16 protein-coding genes are annotated in these 20,360 nt (G+C 38.4%); 8 read left to right on the forward strand and 8 right to left on the reverse strand.

Annotated elements, in window-relative coordinates; all coding sequences use genetic code 11:
* Positions 1-60: 60 nt before the first annotated feature.
* Positions 61-750, reverse strand: a complete 690-nt coding sequence (mnmD, locus tag AB3G38_RS21410) for a tRNA (5-methylaminomethyl-2-thiouridine)(34)-methyltransferase MnmD (RefSeq protein WP_367865745.1) — start codon at positions 748-750, stop codon at positions 61-63.
* 75 nt (positions 751-825) lie between these two features.
* Here mnmD and AB3G38_RS21415 point away from each other — a divergent pair, with 75 nt between their 5' ends.
* Positions 826-1,842: a hypothetical protein gene (locus tag AB3G38_RS21415; RefSeq protein WP_367865746.1), complete on the forward strand. Its 1,017-nt coding sequence runs from the start codon at positions 826-828 to the stop codon at positions 1,840-1,842.
* A gap of 54 nt (positions 1,843-1,896) precedes the next feature.
* Here AB3G38_RS21415 and AB3G38_RS21420 read toward each other — a convergent pair whose 3' ends face one another.
* Positions 1,897-3,936, reverse strand: a complete 2,040-nt coding sequence (locus AB3G38_RS21420; RefSeq protein ID WP_367865747.1) for a M13 family metallopeptidase — start codon at positions 3,934-3,936, stop codon at positions 1,897-1,899.
* A 343-nt stretch (positions 3,937-4,279) separates the two neighbouring features.
* Here AB3G38_RS21420 and AB3G38_RS21425 point away from each other — a divergent pair, with 343 nt between their 5' ends.
* Genes AB3G38_RS21425 through AB3G38_RS21435 form a run of 3 tightly spaced genes read left to right on the forward strand, consistent with a single transcriptional unit; the run spans position 4,280 to position 9,706 of the window.
* Positions 4,280-6,433 carry a DPP IV N-terminal domain-containing protein gene (locus tag AB3G38_RS21425; RefSeq protein ID WP_367865748.1) on the forward strand — a complete coding sequence of 718 codons (2,154 nt, stop codon included), beginning with the start codon at positions 4,280-4,282 and terminating at the stop codon, positions 6,431-6,433.
* 4 nt (positions 6,434-6,437) lie between these two features.
* Positions 6,438-6,983 carry a GNAT family N-acetyltransferase gene (locus AB3G38_RS21430; protein WP_111635588.1) on the forward strand — a complete coding sequence of 182 codons (546 nt, stop codon included), beginning with the start codon at positions 6,438-6,440 and terminating at the stop codon, positions 6,981-6,983.
* Positions 6,984-7,033: 50 nt separating this feature from the next.
* A complete protein-coding gene (locus AB3G38_RS21435; protein ID WP_367865749.1) occupies positions 7,034-9,706 on the forward strand; it encodes a valine--tRNA ligase in 2,673 nt (890 codons plus the stop codon).
* A 550-nt stretch (positions 9,707-10,256) separates the two neighbouring features.
* Here the strand turns inward: AB3G38_RS21435 and AB3G38_RS21440 are convergent.
* The gene (locus AB3G38_RS21440) at positions 10,257-10,718 is read right to left on the reverse strand and encodes a type I restriction enzyme HsdR N-terminal domain-containing protein (protein ID WP_367865750.1); all 462 of its coding nucleotides are present in this window, start codon (positions 10,716-10,718) and stop codon (positions 10,257-10,259) included.
* A 54-nt stretch (positions 10,719-10,772) separates the two neighbouring features.
* Here AB3G38_RS21440 and holA point away from each other — a divergent pair, with 54 nt between their 5' ends.
* Both holA and AB3G38_RS21450 read left to right on the forward strand, forming a co-directional pair.
* Complete coding sequence (holA, locus tag AB3G38_RS21445) at positions 10,773-11,798, forward strand: DNA polymerase III subunit delta (protein ID WP_367865751.1); 1,026 nt, start codon at positions 10,773-10,775, stop codon at positions 11,796-11,798.
* A 191-nt stretch (positions 11,799-11,989) separates the two neighbouring features.
* Positions 11,990-12,394 carry an EVE domain-containing protein gene (locus AB3G38_RS21450; protein WP_068402848.1) on the forward strand — a complete coding sequence of 135 codons (405 nt, stop codon included), beginning with the start codon at positions 11,990-11,992 and terminating at the stop codon, positions 12,392-12,394.
* On the opposite strand, the gene AB3G38_RS21455 is transcribed toward AB3G38_RS21450, so the two are convergent.
* Positions 12,391-13,581, reverse strand: coding sequence for a sodium:proton antiporter (locus tag AB3G38_RS21455; RefSeq protein WP_367865752.1), 1,191 nt, complete (start codon positions 13,579-13,581; stop codon positions 12,391-12,393). The two genes, AB3G38_RS21450 and AB3G38_RS21455, sit on opposite strands and share 4 nt — an antisense overlap.
* 22 nt (positions 13,582-13,603) lie before the next feature.
* Complete coding sequence (locus tag AB3G38_RS21460) at positions 13,604-14,125, reverse strand: acyl-CoA thioesterase (protein ID WP_367865753.1); 522 nt, start codon at positions 14,123-14,125, stop codon at positions 13,604-13,606.
* A gap of 77 nt (positions 14,126-14,202) precedes the next feature.
* Between AB3G38_RS21460 and AB3G38_RS21465 the strand changes: the two genes are divergently transcribed.
* Positions 14,203-15,693: an alpha-amylase gene (locus AB3G38_RS21465; RefSeq protein ID WP_367865754.1), complete on the forward strand. Its 1,491-nt coding sequence runs from the start codon at positions 14,203-14,205 to the stop codon at positions 15,691-15,693.
* A 9-nt stretch (positions 15,694-15,702) separates the two neighbouring features.
* Here the strand turns inward: AB3G38_RS21465 and AB3G38_RS21470 are convergent, their stop codons facing one another.
* Positions 15,703-16,971 (reverse strand): DUF5103 domain-containing protein, encoded by a 1,269-nt coding sequence (locus AB3G38_RS21470; protein ID WP_367865755.1) that lies wholly within the window; start codon positions 16,969-16,971, stop codon positions 15,703-15,705.
* A gap of 5 nt (positions 16,972-16,976) precedes the next feature.
* Entirely contained in the window at positions 16,977-18,887 is a 1,911-nt protein-coding gene (locus AB3G38_RS21475) for an ABC-F family ATP-binding cassette domain-containing protein (protein WP_367865756.1), read from the reverse strand.
* A gap of 157 nt (positions 18,888-19,044) precedes the next feature.
* Between AB3G38_RS21475 and AB3G38_RS21480 the strand changes: the two genes are divergently transcribed.
* Positions 19,045-20,073: a quinone-dependent dihydroorotate dehydrogenase gene (locus AB3G38_RS21480; protein WP_367865757.1), complete on the forward strand. Its 1,029-nt coding sequence runs from the start codon at positions 19,045-19,047 to the stop codon at positions 20,071-20,073.
* A 103-nt stretch (positions 20,074-20,176) separates the two neighbouring features.
* On the opposite strand, the gene AB3G38_RS21485 is transcribed toward AB3G38_RS21480, so the two are convergent.
* Positions 20,177-20,359 (reverse strand): spore protein, encoded by a 183-nt coding sequence (locus AB3G38_RS21485; protein ID WP_068402833.1) that lies wholly within the window; start codon positions 20,357-20,359, stop codon positions 20,177-20,179.
* Position 20,360: the final 1 nt, after the last annotated feature.

Consider the following 20,360-nt stretch of genomic DNA (forward strand, 5'->3'; position numbering starts at 1 on the left):
GGTTAGCCCTGAAAACAAATCTAAATGGCAAAAGTTCAAGTTTAGTCGGGGATTTGTAAATTAAACCGGTGCCAGTTCAGCAGGAACTTTAGTTGCCCGCAACATTTCGCGTTTCCCAGGTGCACCAGGGAGCTTTTCAACCTTCATGCCGCAACTTTTTAAAGCGCGTTTAAGTTTTCCTGTGATTGCATAGGTCACAAAGATTCCGTTAGGTTTTAAGAAAGAGCAAACATGGCAAATGATTTCATCCGACCACATTTCAGGCTGGTGCTGTACAGAGAAAGCATCAAAATATACCAGATCAAATAATTTCTCCGCTTTAAAAGCATCCAGAGTAGTATGTGCTATGGTTAATTCCTGATTCGTATTCAAAGCGGTTGCTGCGCATAATGCGTTTGCATAAACATTCATCAGGCTCTCCCAGACCGGTGCCGGCACATATTGATTATATTGTGTAGAGATCAATTCTTCTTTACTTAGCGGATAGGCTTCAATCCCAGTATAACTCAATGAAAGCCCATGTTCATCTGCATAAGCAGATGTCAGCAGAAAATTCAGGCCTGTACCAAAACCAATTTCCAGAATAGCTATAGGCTGGTCAGGAAAAATGAGTTCGGCTTGTTTGAGGCCGGCATCAATAAATACATGCTTACTTTCCTGTAATGCGCCATGTTTAGAATGGTAGTGTTCACCAATGGTTTCGTTATATAAAGTGTTAGAGCCGTCTGCAGTTTGTGTGATGATATTCATTTCTACAAATTTACCACATAAATTCTAAACAAGCTTTGTAGATTAGCGCCAAATTATTAAGATTAAAATACAATTATGAATAAAAAAATCTACCTGATCATTATTGTCTCAATATTTTCAAGTACTATAGCGTTCGCACAGGGAAGCCTTGATATCCATTTTAACGGAATGGGTTTTATGGACAACAGGGAGTATAAAGATTACATTTCCAGATCTAATACTTATTCAGGTACCAGGCTTGCCCTTGACCTTGGATTAAACCTGGACAGCAACAATCACTTTATTGTGGGTGTAAACGGATTACACGAATTTGGTTCCAGCCGGTTTATGAAGGTAGATCCGGTTGCTTATTACAACTTTACCAACAAAAACTGGAATTTTAATATTGGTGCATTTTCGAGAGAAGGACTGCTCAGTGACTATCCACGTGCCTTATTAAATGATACTTTGCGCTATTATCGCCCAAATGTACAGGGGATGTTATTGAAATATCAAAATGAGCATTTTACAGAAACTGTATGGATTGATTGGCTGAGTAAACAATCACCAACCGACAGAGAGCAATTTTTAGTAGGATTATCGGGTAAATATCGTCCGGTAACTACAGGGCCTTTTTATGTGACTCATTATTTTCAGCTGATGCATAATGCGTATACCTCAAATGAACAAGCAGGTGACCATATAGAGGATAATGGTGGTTTACAAGTGAAATTGGGATTGGATTTTAGTCACAAGACTATACTGGATTCTTTAACAATTGAAGCCGGAGCCTTGATGTCTATTGAAAGAATCAGAAATGTGACAGACCTGAATACCCCAAAAGGATTTGTAGCCAGTGCTTACCTGGGTTACAAACGTTTTGCTTTATATGATGAGTTTTACAAGGGGCAGGGATCACACATCAATTATGGAGATGGTTTTTATCAGAATAAAACTTATAACAGGCTTGATCTGATGTATACCCCTTTGATTTTCAAGAATATCAGAGGATCATTCGTCTTTAGTTTGCATAATACCCCATCAAGGATGAGTAGTCAGCAAGCATTCCGGTTAACCTTTGATTTAGGCAGAAAAGTCTTAACCAGGTTTTAAAACAAAAAAGGCCGCTGTGATTCATATCGCAGCGGCCTTTTATTGATCAGCAATTTACCAAAGCCGAATTCTGTCTTCTGGTTTTTTGTATAACTTATCACCTGGTTTCACGTCGAACGCTTTATACCAGGCATCCATGTTGACAGGAGCACCAATAGTTCTGAATTCCCCTGGAGAATGCGGATCAGTTTTGATTAACTGTGCAGCATTATCCGGTAAAATGTTACCTCTCCATACCTGAGCCCACGAAAGGAAGAAACGCTGATCCGGTGTAAACCCATCGATCTTCTCTTCAGATTGTCCTTGTTTAGTTAATTTAAATGCGGTATAAGCAGCATTTAAGCCTCCTAAGTCACCAATATTTTCGCCCATAGTCAGTTTACCATTTACATGAATAGTATCCAGTACCGTGTATGAATCAAATTGCTCACCTAAAGCTTTTGTTTTAGCTTCAAATTTTGTACGATCTTCATTTGTCCACCAGTTGCGCAGATTACCATCTTTGTCATACTGGCTGCCGCTATCGTCAAAACCATGTGACATCTCATGACCAATTACTGCACCTATACCACCATAATTGATCGCATCATCAGCATGAGCTGCAAAGAAAGGGAATTGTAAAATTCCGGCAGGGAATACAATCTCGTTCATTGTCGGGCTATAATAAGCATTTACCGTTGGCGGTGTCATGCCAAAACGTTTACGGTCAACAGGTTTACCTAATTGAGAAACCATATCATTATATCCCCATGCGCCTACATTTCTAAGGTTCTGGAAATAAGTTTTACGGTCAATATTCAATCCATCGTATGTTTTCCATTGATCAGGATAACCAATTTTAGGAACAAAAGCATTTAGCTTGGCCAGCGCTTTTTCCTTAGTCACATCACTCATCCATTCTAAACCTTTAATTCTGATCTCAAATGCAGTGCGCAAATTTTTGATCATCTCGGTCATACGGGCTTTAGCTTCAGGCTTAAAGTATTTCGCGACATAAAGTTGTCCCAATAACTCACCGATCGCTCCGTCAGTTTTAGAAGACATCGTTTGCCATCTTGGAGTTTGTACTTTCTGACCTGTTTGTGCCTGATTGAAAGCGAAAGTTGCTTTTACAAAAGGAGAACTTAAATTTGATGCTGAATTTTTAAGAATATTCCATTCCAGGTAAGTTTTCCAGTCTGAAACGGGTACAGAAGTCAGCATAGCATTCAGGCTGACAAAAAATTTAGGAGAACCTACTAAAACAGTATCCTGTCCTTTGACTAAAAGTTTTGGCAAAGTAGCAGTCCAGTTAATATTTGGTGTTGTTTTATCAAAATCTGCAATTGTAAATTTATTATAGGTCTTGTAAGGGTCACGCATTTCAAGACGTGACATTTGAGCTTCAGCAAGTTTTTTCTCTATAGTCAGTACTGTATTTGCTTTTTGTTTCGCATCCGTTGCAGAACTGCCTGTTAAGATAAATAAGGTAGTCATGTAATTCAGATAAGCTTCACGGATTTTTAACGTTCTGCTATCATCTTTTAAATAATAATCACGATCAGGCAAAGTCGTTCCACCCTGACCAAGCTGTGCAACATATTTATTTACATTTTTCCTGTCCTGACCTACATAAAAACCATACATCGGAGCTGCGAGACCAGAAGTGCGCATGGCGACAACTTCATCCAGTATACCTTGTATATCTTTAAGCTTGTTAATTCTGGCAAGATCAGCTTTAATAGGTGTATAGCCTAGTTTTTCAATGGTAAGGCTATCCATTGCAGCAGCATAAAAATCACCTACCCGTCTTTTTACAGAACCGGCCGGTGCAGAACGATCTGCTGCAGCATCTTCAACAATGCCTTTTACTGCATTGATATTAAAATCTCTTAATTCATTGAAGCTTCCCCAGCGTGTTTCTTTGGCAGGGACAGGATTGTTTTTAATCCACGTACCGCTCGCGTATCCGTAAAAATCATCTCCGGGTTTTACCGTAAGATCCATATTGGCAGGATCAATAAACTTGGTGGGAACTTTTTGTGCGTAAGAAGAGTAGCTTGCTGCTAATATTCCCAGAACTGCAAAATAGTTTTTCAGGTGTTTTGTATTCATCAGTTTTTATTAATAAGGCTTACCTAATGTGCTCAAAATAACAAATGAGAATTACAAAAGCTTATTCTAATGAAAATATTACTGAGTACCCGGGTACTTGCAGTTATTTATTAAACCAATAATAGAGTTTGGTCAGGCCGAGTTTTTTAATGATTAATCCCGGAAGATGGAATACTTTGATCGTTTTCATAATATAACCAGATGAATTAATTACACTATTAACATAATTTAACATTTATTATTGTGCAGATCTGAAATAATAGCTTATTAATACATTTTCCAAATCGGGTAAATTCATCCCGCTAAGCCATAATTGCTATATTTGGCCATCAAATTTAAATCAATGAAGAAACTAGTTTTATTCGCCGTACTTCTTTCTGCTTCCGTAATTGTAAACGGTCAGCAGAAAAATCTGAGCATGACTGATGCCATGTTCAATTCACGTACGACACTTGCCCCTCAAAAATTAAAGAATCTGCAATTCCTTTATGGAAAAGAAGATTATATATACAGCAAAACTGTAAATGATGAAACGGCCTGGTTTACAGGAAGTATGGCGGGTAAAGAAGAAAAACTATTGCTTAACTTAACTCAACTGAATCAAAAACTGCGTTCTGCAAAGCTGAATACTTTAAAAACGATGCCTGATATCACTTTTAATCAGGGAGCAGACTGGATTATTCCTGTCAATGGCGCGTTATTAGCTTATAACCCGGTGAAAAACAGTTTCACCACTTTGATGGACAGTAAACTGGCTGGTCAAAGTAAAGCAGAAAGGAGTATTGCAGGATATACCGCTTACCTGGATCATGACAATCTGTTTGTGAGCGATGGTAAAACGGCAAAACAAGTAACCACCGATGGAACCGGCGATATTGTTTACGCTTCATCCGTACATCGTGACGAATTTGGTATTTCAAAAGGAACTTTCTGGAGTAATCAGGGGAAGCAGCTTGCTTTTTACCGGATGGATCAAAGTATGGTTTCAGATTATCCAATTATTGACTGGACAACCCGCCCGGCAAAAAACATCAATATCAAATACCCGATGGCAGGAGATAAAATCCATGAAGTAACAGTAGGTATCTATAATGTAGTGACTCAAGCCGTTGTTTATTTGCAAACAGGAGAGCCGGCAGAACAGTACCTGACTAATATCGTCTGGAGCCCGGACGATAAATTTGTTTATATCGCTGTTTTAAACCGCGGACAAAATCATATGCAATTTAAGCAGTTTGATGCACAAACTGGTCACTCTGTAAAAACGCTTTTTGAAGAGCGTGATGAAAAGTATGTAGAGCCACTTGTCCCTGCGGTATTCCTGAAAAATGATCCTCAGCAATTTATCTGGCAAAGTAACCGTGATGGATGGAATCATTTATATTTATACAATACCAGCGGTAAACTGGTTAAGCAACTCACTAAAGGGAACTGGGAAGTTACCGAAGTCAAAGGTTTTGATGCAGCAGGTGAAAATTTATTTTATGTTTCCACAGCAGAATCTCCGATTACCAGGAACTTGTATGTAGTGAATATCAAATCTGGTCAGTCAAAAAGGATTACTTCGGGTTTTGCAGTGCATAAAACAGAGATCAGTACTTCAGGAAATACGGTACTTGATAATTTCAGTTCTACAAAAAATCCAGGTACTGTTAAACTGCTGGATGTTAAAAAAGGAGCTGAAAAACAGATTTTCCAATCCGCAGATCCACTGAAAGATTATGCTTTGGGTGCATCTTCTATTTTTACTATCAAAGGGAAAAAAGGCGATCCTATCTATTGTAATTTATTCAAGCCTGCAGGCCTGGACAGCACTAAAAAACATCCGGTTGTAGTTTACTGGTATGGTGGTTCGCATGCACAATTAATTCTTGACCAGTGGAATGGAGGAGGGAGCAATTACTGGTTTCAATATCTTGCAGAGCAAGGTTTTGTAGTCATGGTGATTGATACCAGAGGAAGTGATAACCGTGGAAAAGCATTTGAACAAGCTATGTTTAGAAAAGTCGGTGATGTACAGATGGAAGATATGATGTCTGCTGTAGGCTATCTGAAAGGACTGTCCTATACCGATGAAAAAAATATGGGCTTGTTTGGCTGGAGCTTCGGTGGATTTAATACGGTAGATTTTATGTTGAATCATCCTGGCGTTTTCAAGGCGGCAGTAGCTGGCGGAGCTGTAACAAACTGGAATTTCTATGAAGCGATGTATACAGAACGCTATATGGATACGCCTAAGGAAAACCCTGAAGGTTATGCAGCGACTGACCTGACTAACCAAATTCAAAAACTAAAAGGCAAATTATTGCTTATTCATGGATTACAGGATAATGTTGTTTTGCAGCAACATACTGTTGAACTGGTAAAGAAAGCAGTAGATGATAATATACAGCTGGATTATATGATTTATCCAGGACACGAACATAATGTATTGGGTAAAGACAGAACGCATCTTTATCAGAAAGTAACAGATTATTTTATGCAAAATCTTAAATAAGAGCATGGTAGTATTGAAATTTTTTACCGAAAGACTAAAACTCAGATTAGTAGAAATGGCTGATCTTGAAGCGATTCATGTATTGCACCATTTGGCTGAAACAGATCAGTATAATACTTTGGGTATTCCTAAAGATCTGGAAGAGACTAATATTATTGTAGATGGCTGGATTAATGACCACCAGAAAAAAACGATTAAGAATTACACTTTTGCTGTGGAATTTGAGAAAGGTGGCTTTGTGGGACTGGTATCTCTTAAGCTATCTTCTTCTAAGTTCAACAGTGCAGAAATCTGGTATAAGATTAATGTAGATTTCTGGAACCAGGGTTATGCTACAGAAGCAATCAGGGCAGTGATCAGATTTGGATTTGACCGCCTGAAATTACACCGTATTGAAGCTGGTTGCGCGGTAGAAAACTTAGCATCTATACGTGTACTGGAAAAAGCAGGGATGACGCAGGAAGGCAGGAAACGACAAATTTTGCCTTTAGTAACCGGCTGGATGGATAGTTTTGAATACGCCATTCTGGACGAAGAGTGGAAAGCTTAAATATTTTCCTTTAAAAACCTTATTTTTGCAATTTAATCAGCACCCTATAAATGAGCATTTCTACTAAATACGATCCCGCCGAAACCGAAGACAAGTGGTACAGCTACTGGTTGTCAAAAAAGTTTTTTCATTCTGAACCAGACGAACGTGAACCCTATACCATTGTGATTCCTCCGCCAAACGTCACTGGAGTATTACATATGGGCCATATGCTCAACAACACGATTCAGGATGTCATGATTCGCCGTGCACGTATGCAAGGTAAAAATGCATGCTGGGTTCCTGGAACTGACCATGCTTCTATTGCTACTGAAGCTAAAGTGGTTGCGATGTTGAAAGAAAGAGGCATCAGCAAAAAAGATCTGACCAGAGAAGAATTCATGACCTATGCATGGGAGTGGAAAGAAAAATACGGTGGTATTATCCTGGATCAGCTTAAAAAACTGGGCGCAAGCTGCGACTGGGACCGTACACGTTTTACGCTGGAAGATGACCTTTCAGAGTCTGTTATTGACTGTTTTATTGACCTGTATAAAAAGGGAAGAATTTATCGTGGTGTCCGTATGGTCAACTGGGATCCGGCTGGTAAAACTGCCGTTTCTGATGAAGAGGTAATCCGTAAGGAAGTGAATCAGAAGTTGTATTATATTAAATACTCTATTGCTCCTGCTACAGGTACAGCTACTGAATTCATAACGATTGCAACTACGCGTCCCGAAACAATTATGGCTGATGCAGCAATCTGTATCAATCCAAATGATGAACGTTATACACATCTTAAAGGTAAAAAAGTATTTGTTCCTTTAATCAACCGCGAGATCCCAGTTATTGAGGATGAATATGTAACAATGGATTTCGGTACGGGTTGTTTAAAGGTAACTCCTGCGCATGATTTAAATGATTATGAGCTGGGCGTGAAACATAAACTTCCGGTAATCGATATCTTGAATGATGATGGTACTTTAAATGAGCTTGCTGTTATTCTGGTAGGTGAAGACCGTTTTATTGCCCGTAAAAAGATTGCAGTATTACTGGACGAAGCAGGTCATCTGGAGAAAGTAGAAGACTATAAATCGCAGGTTGGGTTCTCTGAACGTACTGATGCTGCAATTGAGCCTAAGCTTTCTTTACAATGGTTCTGTAAAATGGACGAAATGGCCAAACCTGCATTAGCTGATGTACTGAATGGTGATGTGAAGCTTATTCCTGAGAAATTTGTGAATACTTACCGTCACTGGATGGAGAATGTGAGGGATTGGAATATCAGCCGCCAGTTATGGTGGGGACAGCGTATTCCTGCATGGTTTGATGATAAAGGGGACTGGGTAGTTGCAAAAACCAAAGAAGATGCTTTAAATGAATTTTTAAAGCTTAAAGATATTGACGGTAAATTTACTGAAGATGAAGCGAATGGATTTAAACATCAGTTATCTGCTTTTATCAGACAGGATGATGATGTATTAGATACCTGGTTTTCTGCCTGGTTATGGCCGATTTCTGTGTTTAATGGGTTGAAAGATCCGGGAAATAAGGATATTAATTATTATTATCCTACGAATGATTTGGTTACTGCCCCTGAGATTTTATTCTTCTGGGTAGCGCGTATGATTATGGCGGGACATGAGTTTATGGGCAAAAAGCCGTTTACAAATGTGTACCTGACTGGTATTGTACGTGATAAGTTAGGCCGTAAAATGTCTAAGTCTTTGGGTAATTCTCCTGATCCGATTGGTTTGATCGAAAAATACGGAGCAGATGGTGTCAGGGTAGGAATGCTATTATGTTCTCCTGCTGGTAATGATTTGATGTTCGATGAGAGCTACTGTGAGCAGGGAAGGAATTTTGCGAATAAGATCTGGAATGCTTTCCGTTTAGTGAAAGGGTGGGAGGTTGATGAGACTTTAGCAAATCCTAATGCACAGGCTATTTTATGGTTTGAGAATCGTTTCAATGAGGCCTTAGCTGAAATTGAGGATAATTATAAGCAGTACCGTTTGTCGGAGGCCTTAATGACAACTTATAAGCTGGTGTGGGACGATTTCTGTGCGTGGTACCTGGAAATGGTCAAACCAGTTTATCAGCATCCGATTGATCCGGTTTCTCTGAAAGCAACGATTGGTTTCTTTGAAAAGATCTTAAGTTTATTGCATCCGTTTATGCCGTTTATTACGGAAGAATTGTGGCATGATGAGCTATTTGGTACAAAAGGGGAGATGGATTGCATTATTGTAGCGCCTTATCCTGTTGTGGAGCCTGCTGATTTACCTTTGTTAAAGGATGTTGAAGTGGTGAAAGGGATTGTTGCTGAAGTACGTAATATCCGTAATACTAAACAGATTTCTCCGAAAGAAGGGCTGCCTTTAAGTGTGAAAGTTAATTCTTCTTTAGCTTACGCTCAATGGCTGACTATTATTTCTAAACTGGCAAATATTACTGAGGTAGATTTTGTAAGTGATAAAGTGGTTGGTGCTGCTGGTTTCATGGTTGGAAATGATGAGTTTTTTATACAGCTGAATGAAACGATTGATGTGGATGCGGAACGGGTGAGGCTGAATGGAGAACTGGAGTATTTGCAAGGATTCTTGAAGTCGGTTGATGCGAAGTTGGGCAATGAAAGGTTTGTACAGAATGCGAAGCCAGAGATTATTCAGAATGAAAGAAATAAGAAGGCTGATGCTGAAGCGAAGGTGAAGATTATACAAGAGTCTCTTCTGAGTTTGTAAAATAAAAAAAGGAAGGGCGTTTTCCTTGCTTACGGTGCGAAGAGCATCCAAGGCAAGGAAAACGCCCTTCCTTTTTTTATTTTATTACCTGCAATTTGAATTGGAACATAAATGATGGTTACCTGTTTGATGTTTAGATTCAAATATATCTGAATATATAGATGTCTTTGTTGCTAGATTGATTAAACCCTTTTCGCTTTAATCAGAGATATATAAATGCGTATAGATGTTTATATTTTTAGATATCTATATACTGCTGATATCTGATCTGATGAATTGGCTGGGTTTAGAGTTAGCTTGCATTAATCGCTGTGATTGACGATAAATCGCTATTTAAAGATGTAATTGTTTCTTTGTATATAGATATCTGTATTTATAGATATGTAAATATCTTTATGCTAAAGTGTCTTTATTTTTGAGTGTTTTTAAATCTATATTTCTTTGTGTCTTGATATCTATATATAAATAAATATAGATTTTGATGTATCAAGAGATGAGTGTTTTTGTGTTTTCTCAGATTGATTGTAAGCTTCTTACAGAAGTGAAAAACTTACAGCAAAGAGTATTCAGGAAGTTCCTCTATAAACAAAAACTGAGAAGCCACATGATCGATTTGTGCATAGCAATGCTTCAGGCCATTGGTCACTACAAGCCATTTGGCTTTATGTACAGAGTTATATCTTGCGGCCTGATCAAATACGCCCTGAGAAATTTTAATGGAAGGAGCTTTGCACTCTATGACCATAATTCTTTCTCCACTGGTATTAAAAATGACAATATCAGTTCTTTTCTGAAGCTGATTCAGATTCAGGCCCCCTTCTATTTGTATCAAAGACTTCGGAAACTTTTTATCTTTTATCAAATAATGGATAAAATGCTGCCTTACCCACTCTTCAGGAGTTAAAACGAGATGTTTTTTCCGTACTTCATCAAAAATAAAGTACTGCTCTTCTTTCTGGGTTATCCGGAAAGGATGCTGCGGTAGGTTCAATGCTGTAGGTGTAAATGCCATTTGTGCAAAAATAACCTTTAAAAATTAGTAATTAGCCGTTACATTTGGATAATTATGACTGCTGCTGATATTATCAAAGACCTCAAAGCTAAAAAATTCAAGCCTGTTTATCTTTTGCATGGTGAAGAACCTTATTATATCGACCAGATTATTCATTATATGGAAGATCATATATTGAATGATATGGAGAAAGGTTTCAACCAGACTATATTGTATGGTAAAGATACGGACATGGCCACGATTTTAAATGCAGCAAAACGTTATCCGATGATGTCAGACTATCAGCTGATCGTGGTGAAAGAGGCACAGGATCTGAAGTGGTCTAAGGAAACAGAGGGAAGCAGTAAAGAAGCTGAGTTTATTCAGAATTATTTTGAGAAACCGCTGGACAGTACTATTCTTGTGCTGGGCTATAAATATGCGAATTTTGATAAACGTAAAAAGATATTTAAATCAATTACTAAAAGCGGAGTTGTCTTTCAGTCTGATCCGGTAAGGGATTATAAACTGGCGCAATGGATTGAAGAACTTGTAAAGGGGATGGGTGCGAAGATTGCCCCGCAGGCATCAGCTTTGATGGCAGAATATCTGGGTGCAGATTTATCTAAAATATCAAATGAGCTGGAAAAGCTATTGCTGAATATCAGTAAAGAAACTATCATTGATACTGAGCTTGTACAGCGCAATATCGGTATCAGTAAAGAGTATAATGTTTTTGAATTGCAGAAGGCGCTGGCTTCGCGTAATGTGCTGAAATGTAATCAGATTATTAATTACTTCGCTGATAATCCGAAAGCCAATCCAATGGTAATGGTCATGGCAAACTTAAATAGCTATTTCTCGAAAATCCTGAAATATCATTATTTGCAAAACAAAGGTGATGCAGCTAAAGAACTTGGGGTAAACCCATATTTTGTAAAGGACTATGAAACTGCGGCAAGGAATTATAACCTCAACAAAACATTTGATATTATCAGTTTGCTCAGAGAATATGATTTGAAGAGTAAAGGAGTGGACAGTACAGGTAATGTTACTGACGGAGAATTATTGAAAGAATTGTTGTTTAAGATGATCCACTAGGCGGATCTTCCGGGGTGTAAAAAATAAATTGGATAATTGTCTTATTTTCAGATATAAACCATGCTGTGATGAACATATTTATCCGCTCTTAGACCAAGCCTGTTCTTTGCCTGTTTTTGTACCTCATTGTTACGCTGATTTTGTCTTATTTATTTAACCACATATTCTTTCTCTTTTATTAGTTTTGACTAATGAATTATTTCTTAGTCAAATCAGAACCTTTTAAATATAGCTGGGAACAGTTTAACAAAGACGGAAGAACCTTTTGGGACGGTGTACGTAACTATCAGGCACGCAATAATCTCAAATTGATGAAAGAGGGAGATCTTGTTCTTTTTTATCATAGCAATGAGGGTAAACATGTGGTAGGGATCGCGAAAGTGGTCAGAGAGTTTTATCAGGATCCAACTACTGATGATGCGAACTGGGTAGTTGTAGATCTTGTTCCCGTAGAAACGCTTAAAAACCCAGTTACCCTGGAACAGGTTAAAGCTGAAGAAAGTCTTAAAGATATTTCCTTAGTCAGACAGGGCCGTTTGTCAGTGATGGAGCTTAAAGCTACTGAATTTGATAAGATCCTGGAAATGGGAAGCTAAGCAGAAATTTCAGCTTTTACCATTTTTTTGCTGGCCAGCAGGCCTATGCTCATCACTAAGCTTGAACCTAATACCACAAGGAACAGGAAAGAAGTGCCGATCTCCGGCAGTCTTAATGACGGAGGTAAATTATAATATAATAAAATACTGATCAGTCCGCGGGGAGCAATGACGCTCTCCGTCCCACTGTTCTCTTTTCTGAATAGCTTTAAATAGATGATCCTGATCAGGTAAATAGTCATCAGAATGAAGACACCGTTCATCAGGGTAATCCCATTGTTCAGTTCATAGATATTCATGGTAAAACCAAAAATTACAAAGAAAAAAGTACGGATAATAAAGGCCGTTTCAGCAGATAACTGATGCAGCTGTTCCAGATCTTTCGATAAATTTTTATAAATAAACATACTTCTGAAATAGAAATGTTCAATTGCGTCGGCATTGTTTAAGAATAATCCAAAAGAAAGTACCAGTACCAATGAAGATAAGTGATAAGACTGGCCTACAGCATATACAAGGATCAGGATGGAAATAATCAGGAAGAATTTAATATGATGAGAGATCTTTCCCATCAAATATAGAAGCAGGATGCAGGAGATGATGGAAAGTATGATAATCAATAGCGTGCTTAGTCCTAATCCTGTGAAAGAAGAAATAGAGATATGTGGATTGGTCACTGCAAAATTGAACAGTATAATTCCCAGAATATCTGAAAATGAGGACTCGTAGATAATAAATTCCTTGCTTTTACCGGTCAGCGCAGCAGCAGAGGGAATGGCAATCGCTGAACTGATGACACTGAAAGGAATCGCATTGGTGAAGCAGCGATAGAAGTCCTGCCCGGTGATTTGGTAAATGATCAGCGTAATTGCGGAAACCGTTGCAGCCAGAATAAAAAAAGCCGAGAGAAAAGCTCCTCTGATCAGCTTATTCTTTTCCCGCTCATATTTTAATTCCAGTGCTCCTTCAAAAACAATTAAGATCAGGCCCACTGTACCCAGTGTTGGCAATACTTTTAAGAAATCGAAAGTTTGAATGTGCAGCTGATCTACCAGAACATGCAAACCAATTCCCAGTAAAAGAAGCAATAGTACGGAGGGGAGCTTTGTTTTGCTCGCTACTAAATCAAAGAGATAAGAAAATATGACCAGTCCGCTCAGAATAATCAATGTAGTGTACGTGGTCATATTATTCGTTTAAATGGCCTGGTTATTCGTTGAAGAATAAAGCCTTTAGTTCAATAGCGTCATTGGCTTTCATTTTGCCGGCTAAGATCAAACGTAATTGTCTTCTTCTTAATGCACCTGCATATAATTCAATCTCATCTTCTGTTTCAGGTAACAGTTCAGGAACAGGAATTGTTCTGCCACTCTGGTCAACTGCTACAAAAGTATAATAAGCTTCATTAGATTTAACACGGGTTCCTGAAGGAATATTTTCAGCCCAGACATCCATACGTACTTCTACAGAAGTATGAAAAGCACGGGTTACTTTCGCTTCAATGGTAATTACATCTCCTAATTTAATAGGCTGTTTGAATGATACATTATCTACTGAAGCAGTAACGACAATCCGGTTACAATGTTTTTGTGCTGAAATCGCAGCAGCGATATCCATCCAGTGCAGTAACCGGCCACCCATTAAATTGTTTAGCGTATTGGTGTCATTGGGTAGAACCAATTCGTTCATAACCGTGAACGAATTTTTAGGATTTTTTACTATTGTGCTCATATTACTGCAAAAGTAAACAAAATGTGAGACTTCATGTTATCCTATTGTTTCCACCTAATTAATAAGCAATTTTATATATGAGTAACCAAACGCTGATCCAGTATTTTCACTGGTACTATGACGAAGAACAGAAATTATGGCAAAAAGCTACAGAACAGGCTCCTGCGCTAAAAGAAATTGGGATTACCGGCGTTTGGTTCCCGCCAGCCTATAAATCTACAGCAGGTGCAGATTCTGTAGGGTACGATTGCTACGACCTGTTCGATTTAGGTGAATTTGATCAGAAAAACAGTGTGCCGACTAAATATGGTACTAAAGATGAATACCTGCAAGCCGTCAATGCTTTACATGAACAGCAGATTATGGTGCTCGCAGACGTAGTTTTTAACCATAAAGCAGGAGCCGATGAGCTGGAAAAGATAGCTGTACGCAGAGTTGACGAAAATAACAGAGAAGAATATACTTCAGACGTTTTTGAAATTGAAGCCTGGACTAAGTTTACTTTCCCCGGTAGAAAAGGAAAATATTCTGAGTTTATCTGGGATAAAAGCTGTTTCAGCGGAATCGACTGGGCTGAGGATTTACAGGAAACTTCCATATTCTCTATACAAAATGAATATGGAGAAGGTTGGGAAGATGTACCTTCTGATGAATTGGGCAACTACGATTACCTGATGTTTAATGATATTGAATTCAGAAACCAGGCTGTTCGTGAAGAATTGAAAAGATGGGGAGAATGGTATTATGAAACTAGCGGGGTAGATGGTTTCCGTTTAGATGCGGTGAAACATATAGCGACAGATTATCTGAATGAGTGGCTGGACCACATGAATGCAAAGTTTGATAAGCAATTCTTTATTATAGCTGAGAACTGGGTGGTGGATGATGTGATGAAACTGAGGAGTTATATTGATCTTACTGAAGGTAGAATGCAGTTATTTGATTCGATGTTACACCTTAACTTTCATACCGCAGCTGATGCCGGAGATGCTTATGACCTGAGTAAGATATTTGAAAATACACTAGTAGAGTCTCATCCGCAATTGTCAATTACATTTGTCGATAACCATGATTCACAGCCCTTACAAGACTTGGAGACCTATGTTGATTTCTGGTTTCGTCCATTAGCTTATGCCTTAATCCTTTTAAGAGAGCAGGGGATACCTTGCGTATTTTATACGGATTTATATGGCGCGAAATATACGGATCATGATGATAAGGGGAACGAAGCGGAAGTTGAGCTTGTTGCGCTGGAAAGCCTTCCTTTAATGACCAAATTGCGCAGAGATCTGGCTTACGGTTTTCAACGTGATTATCTGGATCATCCGAACTGCATCGGCTGGACAAGAGAGGGAATACCAGAGCTTGAAAATTCGGGTATTGCAGTGGTACTCAGTAATGGTGAGCAAGGTATTAAGAAAATGGAAATGGGGATAGGCCATGCCGGCAAAACATTCATCGATGTATTCGGTTACAGAAAAGAAGAAGTGACAATCGATGAAAATGGCTGGGCTGAATTCTTTTGTGAAGCCGGAAGTGTTTCTGCCTGGATTATAAAAGTGATTTAAAAACGTATATTATTTTTTCTGCAGATTATTAAACAGGCTGTATCCGATGAGTTCATCCCATCTGCTGCCTGGTCTGCGGAAATATACGAAAGCCTGGTAAGTGTTTTCAGTTTCAAAGAAAGAACCTTCCAAAACGGTATAGTCTACATTTCCTGTGGTATTATCTTTCCATACATACTGATAATCATATAAGCCCTGTTTCAAATAAATGCTGCCATAATACTTCTTTTGAGCAGCTACATAACTCAGTTTATTCCCTTCAGTAAGCGTAAAATTATTAAACCTGCCAACTACATAAATATCACCATCTTTACCCGGAGCAACTGTATTTAAGCTGAACTGTATATGTCCGTAATCGCTATCAGTATCATTGTCTATGTTATCCTGGTTGCGGATAAAAAACGCGCCGTTCTCATCAATTTGCTGAGTGTATTTCGGAGCTGTACCATTCAGATCTGTGAATAAAACCACATTGTTGGTACTATCCGTAAAAAGATCCTGTACATGTTCACCTTTGTAACGCACGCTGCGGAAATCAAATTTCCTGAATTCATTGCTGCCTGGAAAATCATTTCCATCCAGATCATTGTAAATCAGAGAGCCCGGTTTAACATAAGTAGGTTTGGTATTCAGTTTTGCAGTAAGCGGATTGCCATTCTGCATCAATACCAACTTAATATCCTGATAAGGATTCTGGATTGGGTTGGTGTGAAGAATATTAATATTTACCTTTTGATGGCTGAATCTTAAAGACACCTCATTGCTGGGAATCAAATCAGATTGAATATTGACCTGTGGGTCGGTTATATAAAAACGTTGTGACAATACTGGTCTGTTCACATCACCATTTTCATAAACCTTTAAGAGGTAATTGCCTGAAATCTTAGGCTTTACCTGATCATTTGGAAAGGTAAGTGAATAATGGGTAAACTTTTGAAGTGTTTTAGAAGAATAAGCGTAATCAATGATGCGGTCTTCATTCATCCCATCCAGATAGTCCAGGACAGATAAATTAGAAGATTTCCAGTCATAGGTACAATGTTCTACCGTATACCAGTAGTTTTTGCTTCCACCTCTCAGATCATCAAAAGAAAAACTCAGTTTTTCTGAAGTTCCTAAAGCGATTACCGGGATAGATTGCTCTTTTTGTGTATTGTAAAGCTGTACAGTTTTGATTTGCGAAGAATAGACTTTGTTATCGTACGTAAATTTTTGCTGTGCCTGCAAAGTTTGCAGACTAAACAAACATAAAAAGAGCAATATTCCGGTTCTGATCATTTTTATTATTCTAATTCCATGATTTCTGCTGCAAGAACTTCCCATTTATTCTGAGCAGTATCTAATAACTGTTTTGCACTCTGATATCTTTTATTGGCTTCAGCAAGTTTTGCCTGATCTGCGTAAACTGATTCATCAGCAAGTTCAGTTTCAATAGCCTTTACATTTTTTTCTAACTCAACAGTTTCCAGTTCGACTTTCTGTAACTGATCATTCAGCTTTTTCAATTGTTGCTGACTGCTTACTGTAACAGGTTTCGGCTCCGCTTTAGGCTTCACTTCTTTCTCTTGTTTTACAGGAATGCTTTTGGCAACCGGAATTTCTCTTTTACTATTCCATACTTCATACTCTGCATAAGTTCCAGGGTATTGTTTGATTTGTTCTTCTTCGATAAACCAGATTTTGTTGGCTACGTTATCTAAGAAATACCTGTCATGGGATACTGCAATGAATGTTCCCTCGAATTGTTTCAGGGCCTGGATCAGGATATTTACTGATTGGATGTCCAGGTGATTTGTTGGCTCATCCAGAATCAGGAAGTTGGAATCTGTCGTTAACGACTTCGCCAAAGCAACCCTTGATTTCTCACCTCCGGAAAGGACTTTAATTTTTTTAAATACATCATCTCCAGTAAAAAGGAAACAGCCCAGAATAGAACGAAGCTCAGTATCTGTATGTTTAGGAGCGAAAGCCTGTAACTCTTCCAGAATAGTATTACCCAGGTGTAAAGACTCTAACTGGTGCTGTGCAAAGAAAGTAGTCGTTACATTATGTCCCGTTTCACAAGATCCTTCGAAAGCTTCCACACCAGCAACCATTCTCAATAAGGTAGACTTACCCTTACCATTGGCACCAATTAAAGCAATTTTATCTCCTTTTTCAATGACAGCTTCTGCATTTTCCAGAATGTCAATGTTAGGATATCTCTTGGTAGCGTTCTCGATGCGGATTACGTGACGGCCAGAAGGCTTGGTAAATTTAAAGCTGAAGTTTACAGTAGGGTTATCATCATCCACATCGTCTACACGCTCCATTTTATCCAGTGCTTTCATCCGGGATTGCGCCATTTTAGCCTTACTCGCTTTAGCTCTGAAACGTTCAATCAGTTTTTCTTCCTGTTTGATTTTGGCCTGCTGATTCTTGAATTCTCCTTTTTGGATTTCTCCACGTAAAGATTTCTCTTCCAGGTAGTAGGTGTAGTTACCAGCATAGGTCGTTAATTTTCCTTTGCGGGATTCCACTGTACGGTTTACAATTTTATCAAGGAAGTACCTGTCGTGAGATACAATTACAATCGCCCCTTCAAATCCTGCCAGGTAAGTCTCTAACCATTTAATGGAAGGTAAATCCATGTGGTTGGTCGGCTCATCCAGTAACAGGATGTCGGGAGTCTGTAACAGAATCTTCGCAAGCATTACACGCATTCTCCATCCTCCGGAGAAAGTATTCAGCGGACGATGCTGATCGGCAGTGCTGAATCCTAAACCAGCAAGGATCTCATTTGCTTTATATTCAATGTTATAACCATCCAATGCTTCAAACTCCTGTTGCTTATCGCTCAGTTTGTTTAATACATCTTCAGAATAATCTGTTTCTATCTTTTTTAAGAGTTCTTCAATTTCATCATGTATCTGGTTCTGGCGCTCAAAAGCCTCCATGGCCACATGTAAAATGGTATGGTGAGATTCATACGAAAGTAAATCCTGGTTCAAATAGCCTATTTTTAAATCTTTAGACATTGAAATTGACCCGGATGAGGGTGCGTATTCTCCTACTATTATTTTTAAAAGTGTAGATTTTCCAGTTCCATTGGCACCAATAAGGCCAATTCTTTCTCCCGGTTTGATGTGCCAGTTCGCCTCGTCGTATAAAGCCCGGGAACCTATAAGGAATGTTAAGTCGTTTATCGAAATCATGTTGGGTGCAAAAATACAATTTTTAGGCGCATATTGTTTGAACACAGTGCATATAGCAGAGGATTTCTACGTTTTAATTACAAGTTCATGCAAATTTTGTCTCAAAAGATGAATACAGCAATTGTAATCCTATGAAATCGTTCCTATCTTCGCACTCATGTATCGTTTAATCAAGCCTTTATTTTTTAAATTTGACCCAGAGAAAGTTCATTACTTCGTAGTTCAGCGACTCAAATGGTTTCATGAACACTTCCCTTTAGGCAAAACTATCATCAGAAGTAGTTTTGATATTCATATCAAAGGACTGGAACGTGAAGTTTTTGGTATCAAATTCAGAAATCCAGTAGGTCTTGCCGCAGGTTTTGATAAAAATGGAGAATACGTTGAAGCATTAAGTGACCTTGGATTCGGATTTATCGAAGTAGGGACGGTGACACCTTTGCCTCAGCCCGGAAATGATCAGCCCAGAATGTTCAGATTGACTGAAGATGAGGCGATCATCAACAGAATGGGTTTCAATAATAAAGGAGTAGATACCCTGGCAGAACGTTTACGGGTATTGAAGCTGAAAGATAAAAGTATAGTGATTGGCGGAAACATCGGGAAAAATAAAAATACACCCAATGAAGATGCTGTTTCTGATTATGTGAAATGTTTCGACCGTTTATTTGATGTGGTAGATTATTTTGTAGTCAATGTCAGTTCTCCGAATACACCGGGCTTAAGAGCTTTGCAAGAAAAAGAACCATTGACCTTACTGCTGAAAACTTTACAGGAGCGCAACCATAAAAATGGGATATCCAGGCCTGTTTTATTAAAAATTGCCCCTGATCTGACCAATGAACAACTGGATGATATTGTAGAGATTGTGATGGAAGCTGGTATTGCCGGCGTAATTGCGACTAATACCACTATTGACCGTACAGGTTTAACTACAGCGGCAGAAATAGCAAATGAAACAGGAGGATTAAGTGGTAAGCCTTTAACTGTACGCTCCACAGAAGTGATCAGGTATTTGTCTCAGAAATCAAATAAAGCATTTCCAATTATAGGAGTAGGAGGAATTCATTCTCCGCAGGATGCCAAAGATAAAATCGAAGCTGGTGCTTCACTGGTACAATTGTATACTGGTTTCATCTATGAAGGGCCTGGTATCGTGAAAAGAATCTGTAAAGCATTGGTTTAACAACCAATGCCTGTTAAAAAATAAGGCTTGTGCAAAAATATCCGGCATAAAAAAAACCTTTCTGATTTCAGAAAGGTTTTTTTTATGCTTTTAACTTTAGAACTTATGCTCTTAAAGCTGCAGAAAGTTGATCTAATAAAAGATTGTTTTTAGCTAACTGATCTTTTTTAGGTTGTTGTGAACGACTACCTAATTCAATGTTTGTAGCTAGTTTCAAAGTTTTAACCTCTAAACGTGAAGTTGTTTTATTCTTTCTGTCTTTTCTTTTTAGTCTTGTAACTGCCATG

The organism is Pedobacter sp. WC2423 (assembly GCF_040822065.1).
GTDB lineage: Bacteria > Bacteroidota > Bacteroidia > Sphingobacteriales > Sphingobacteriaceae > Pedobacter.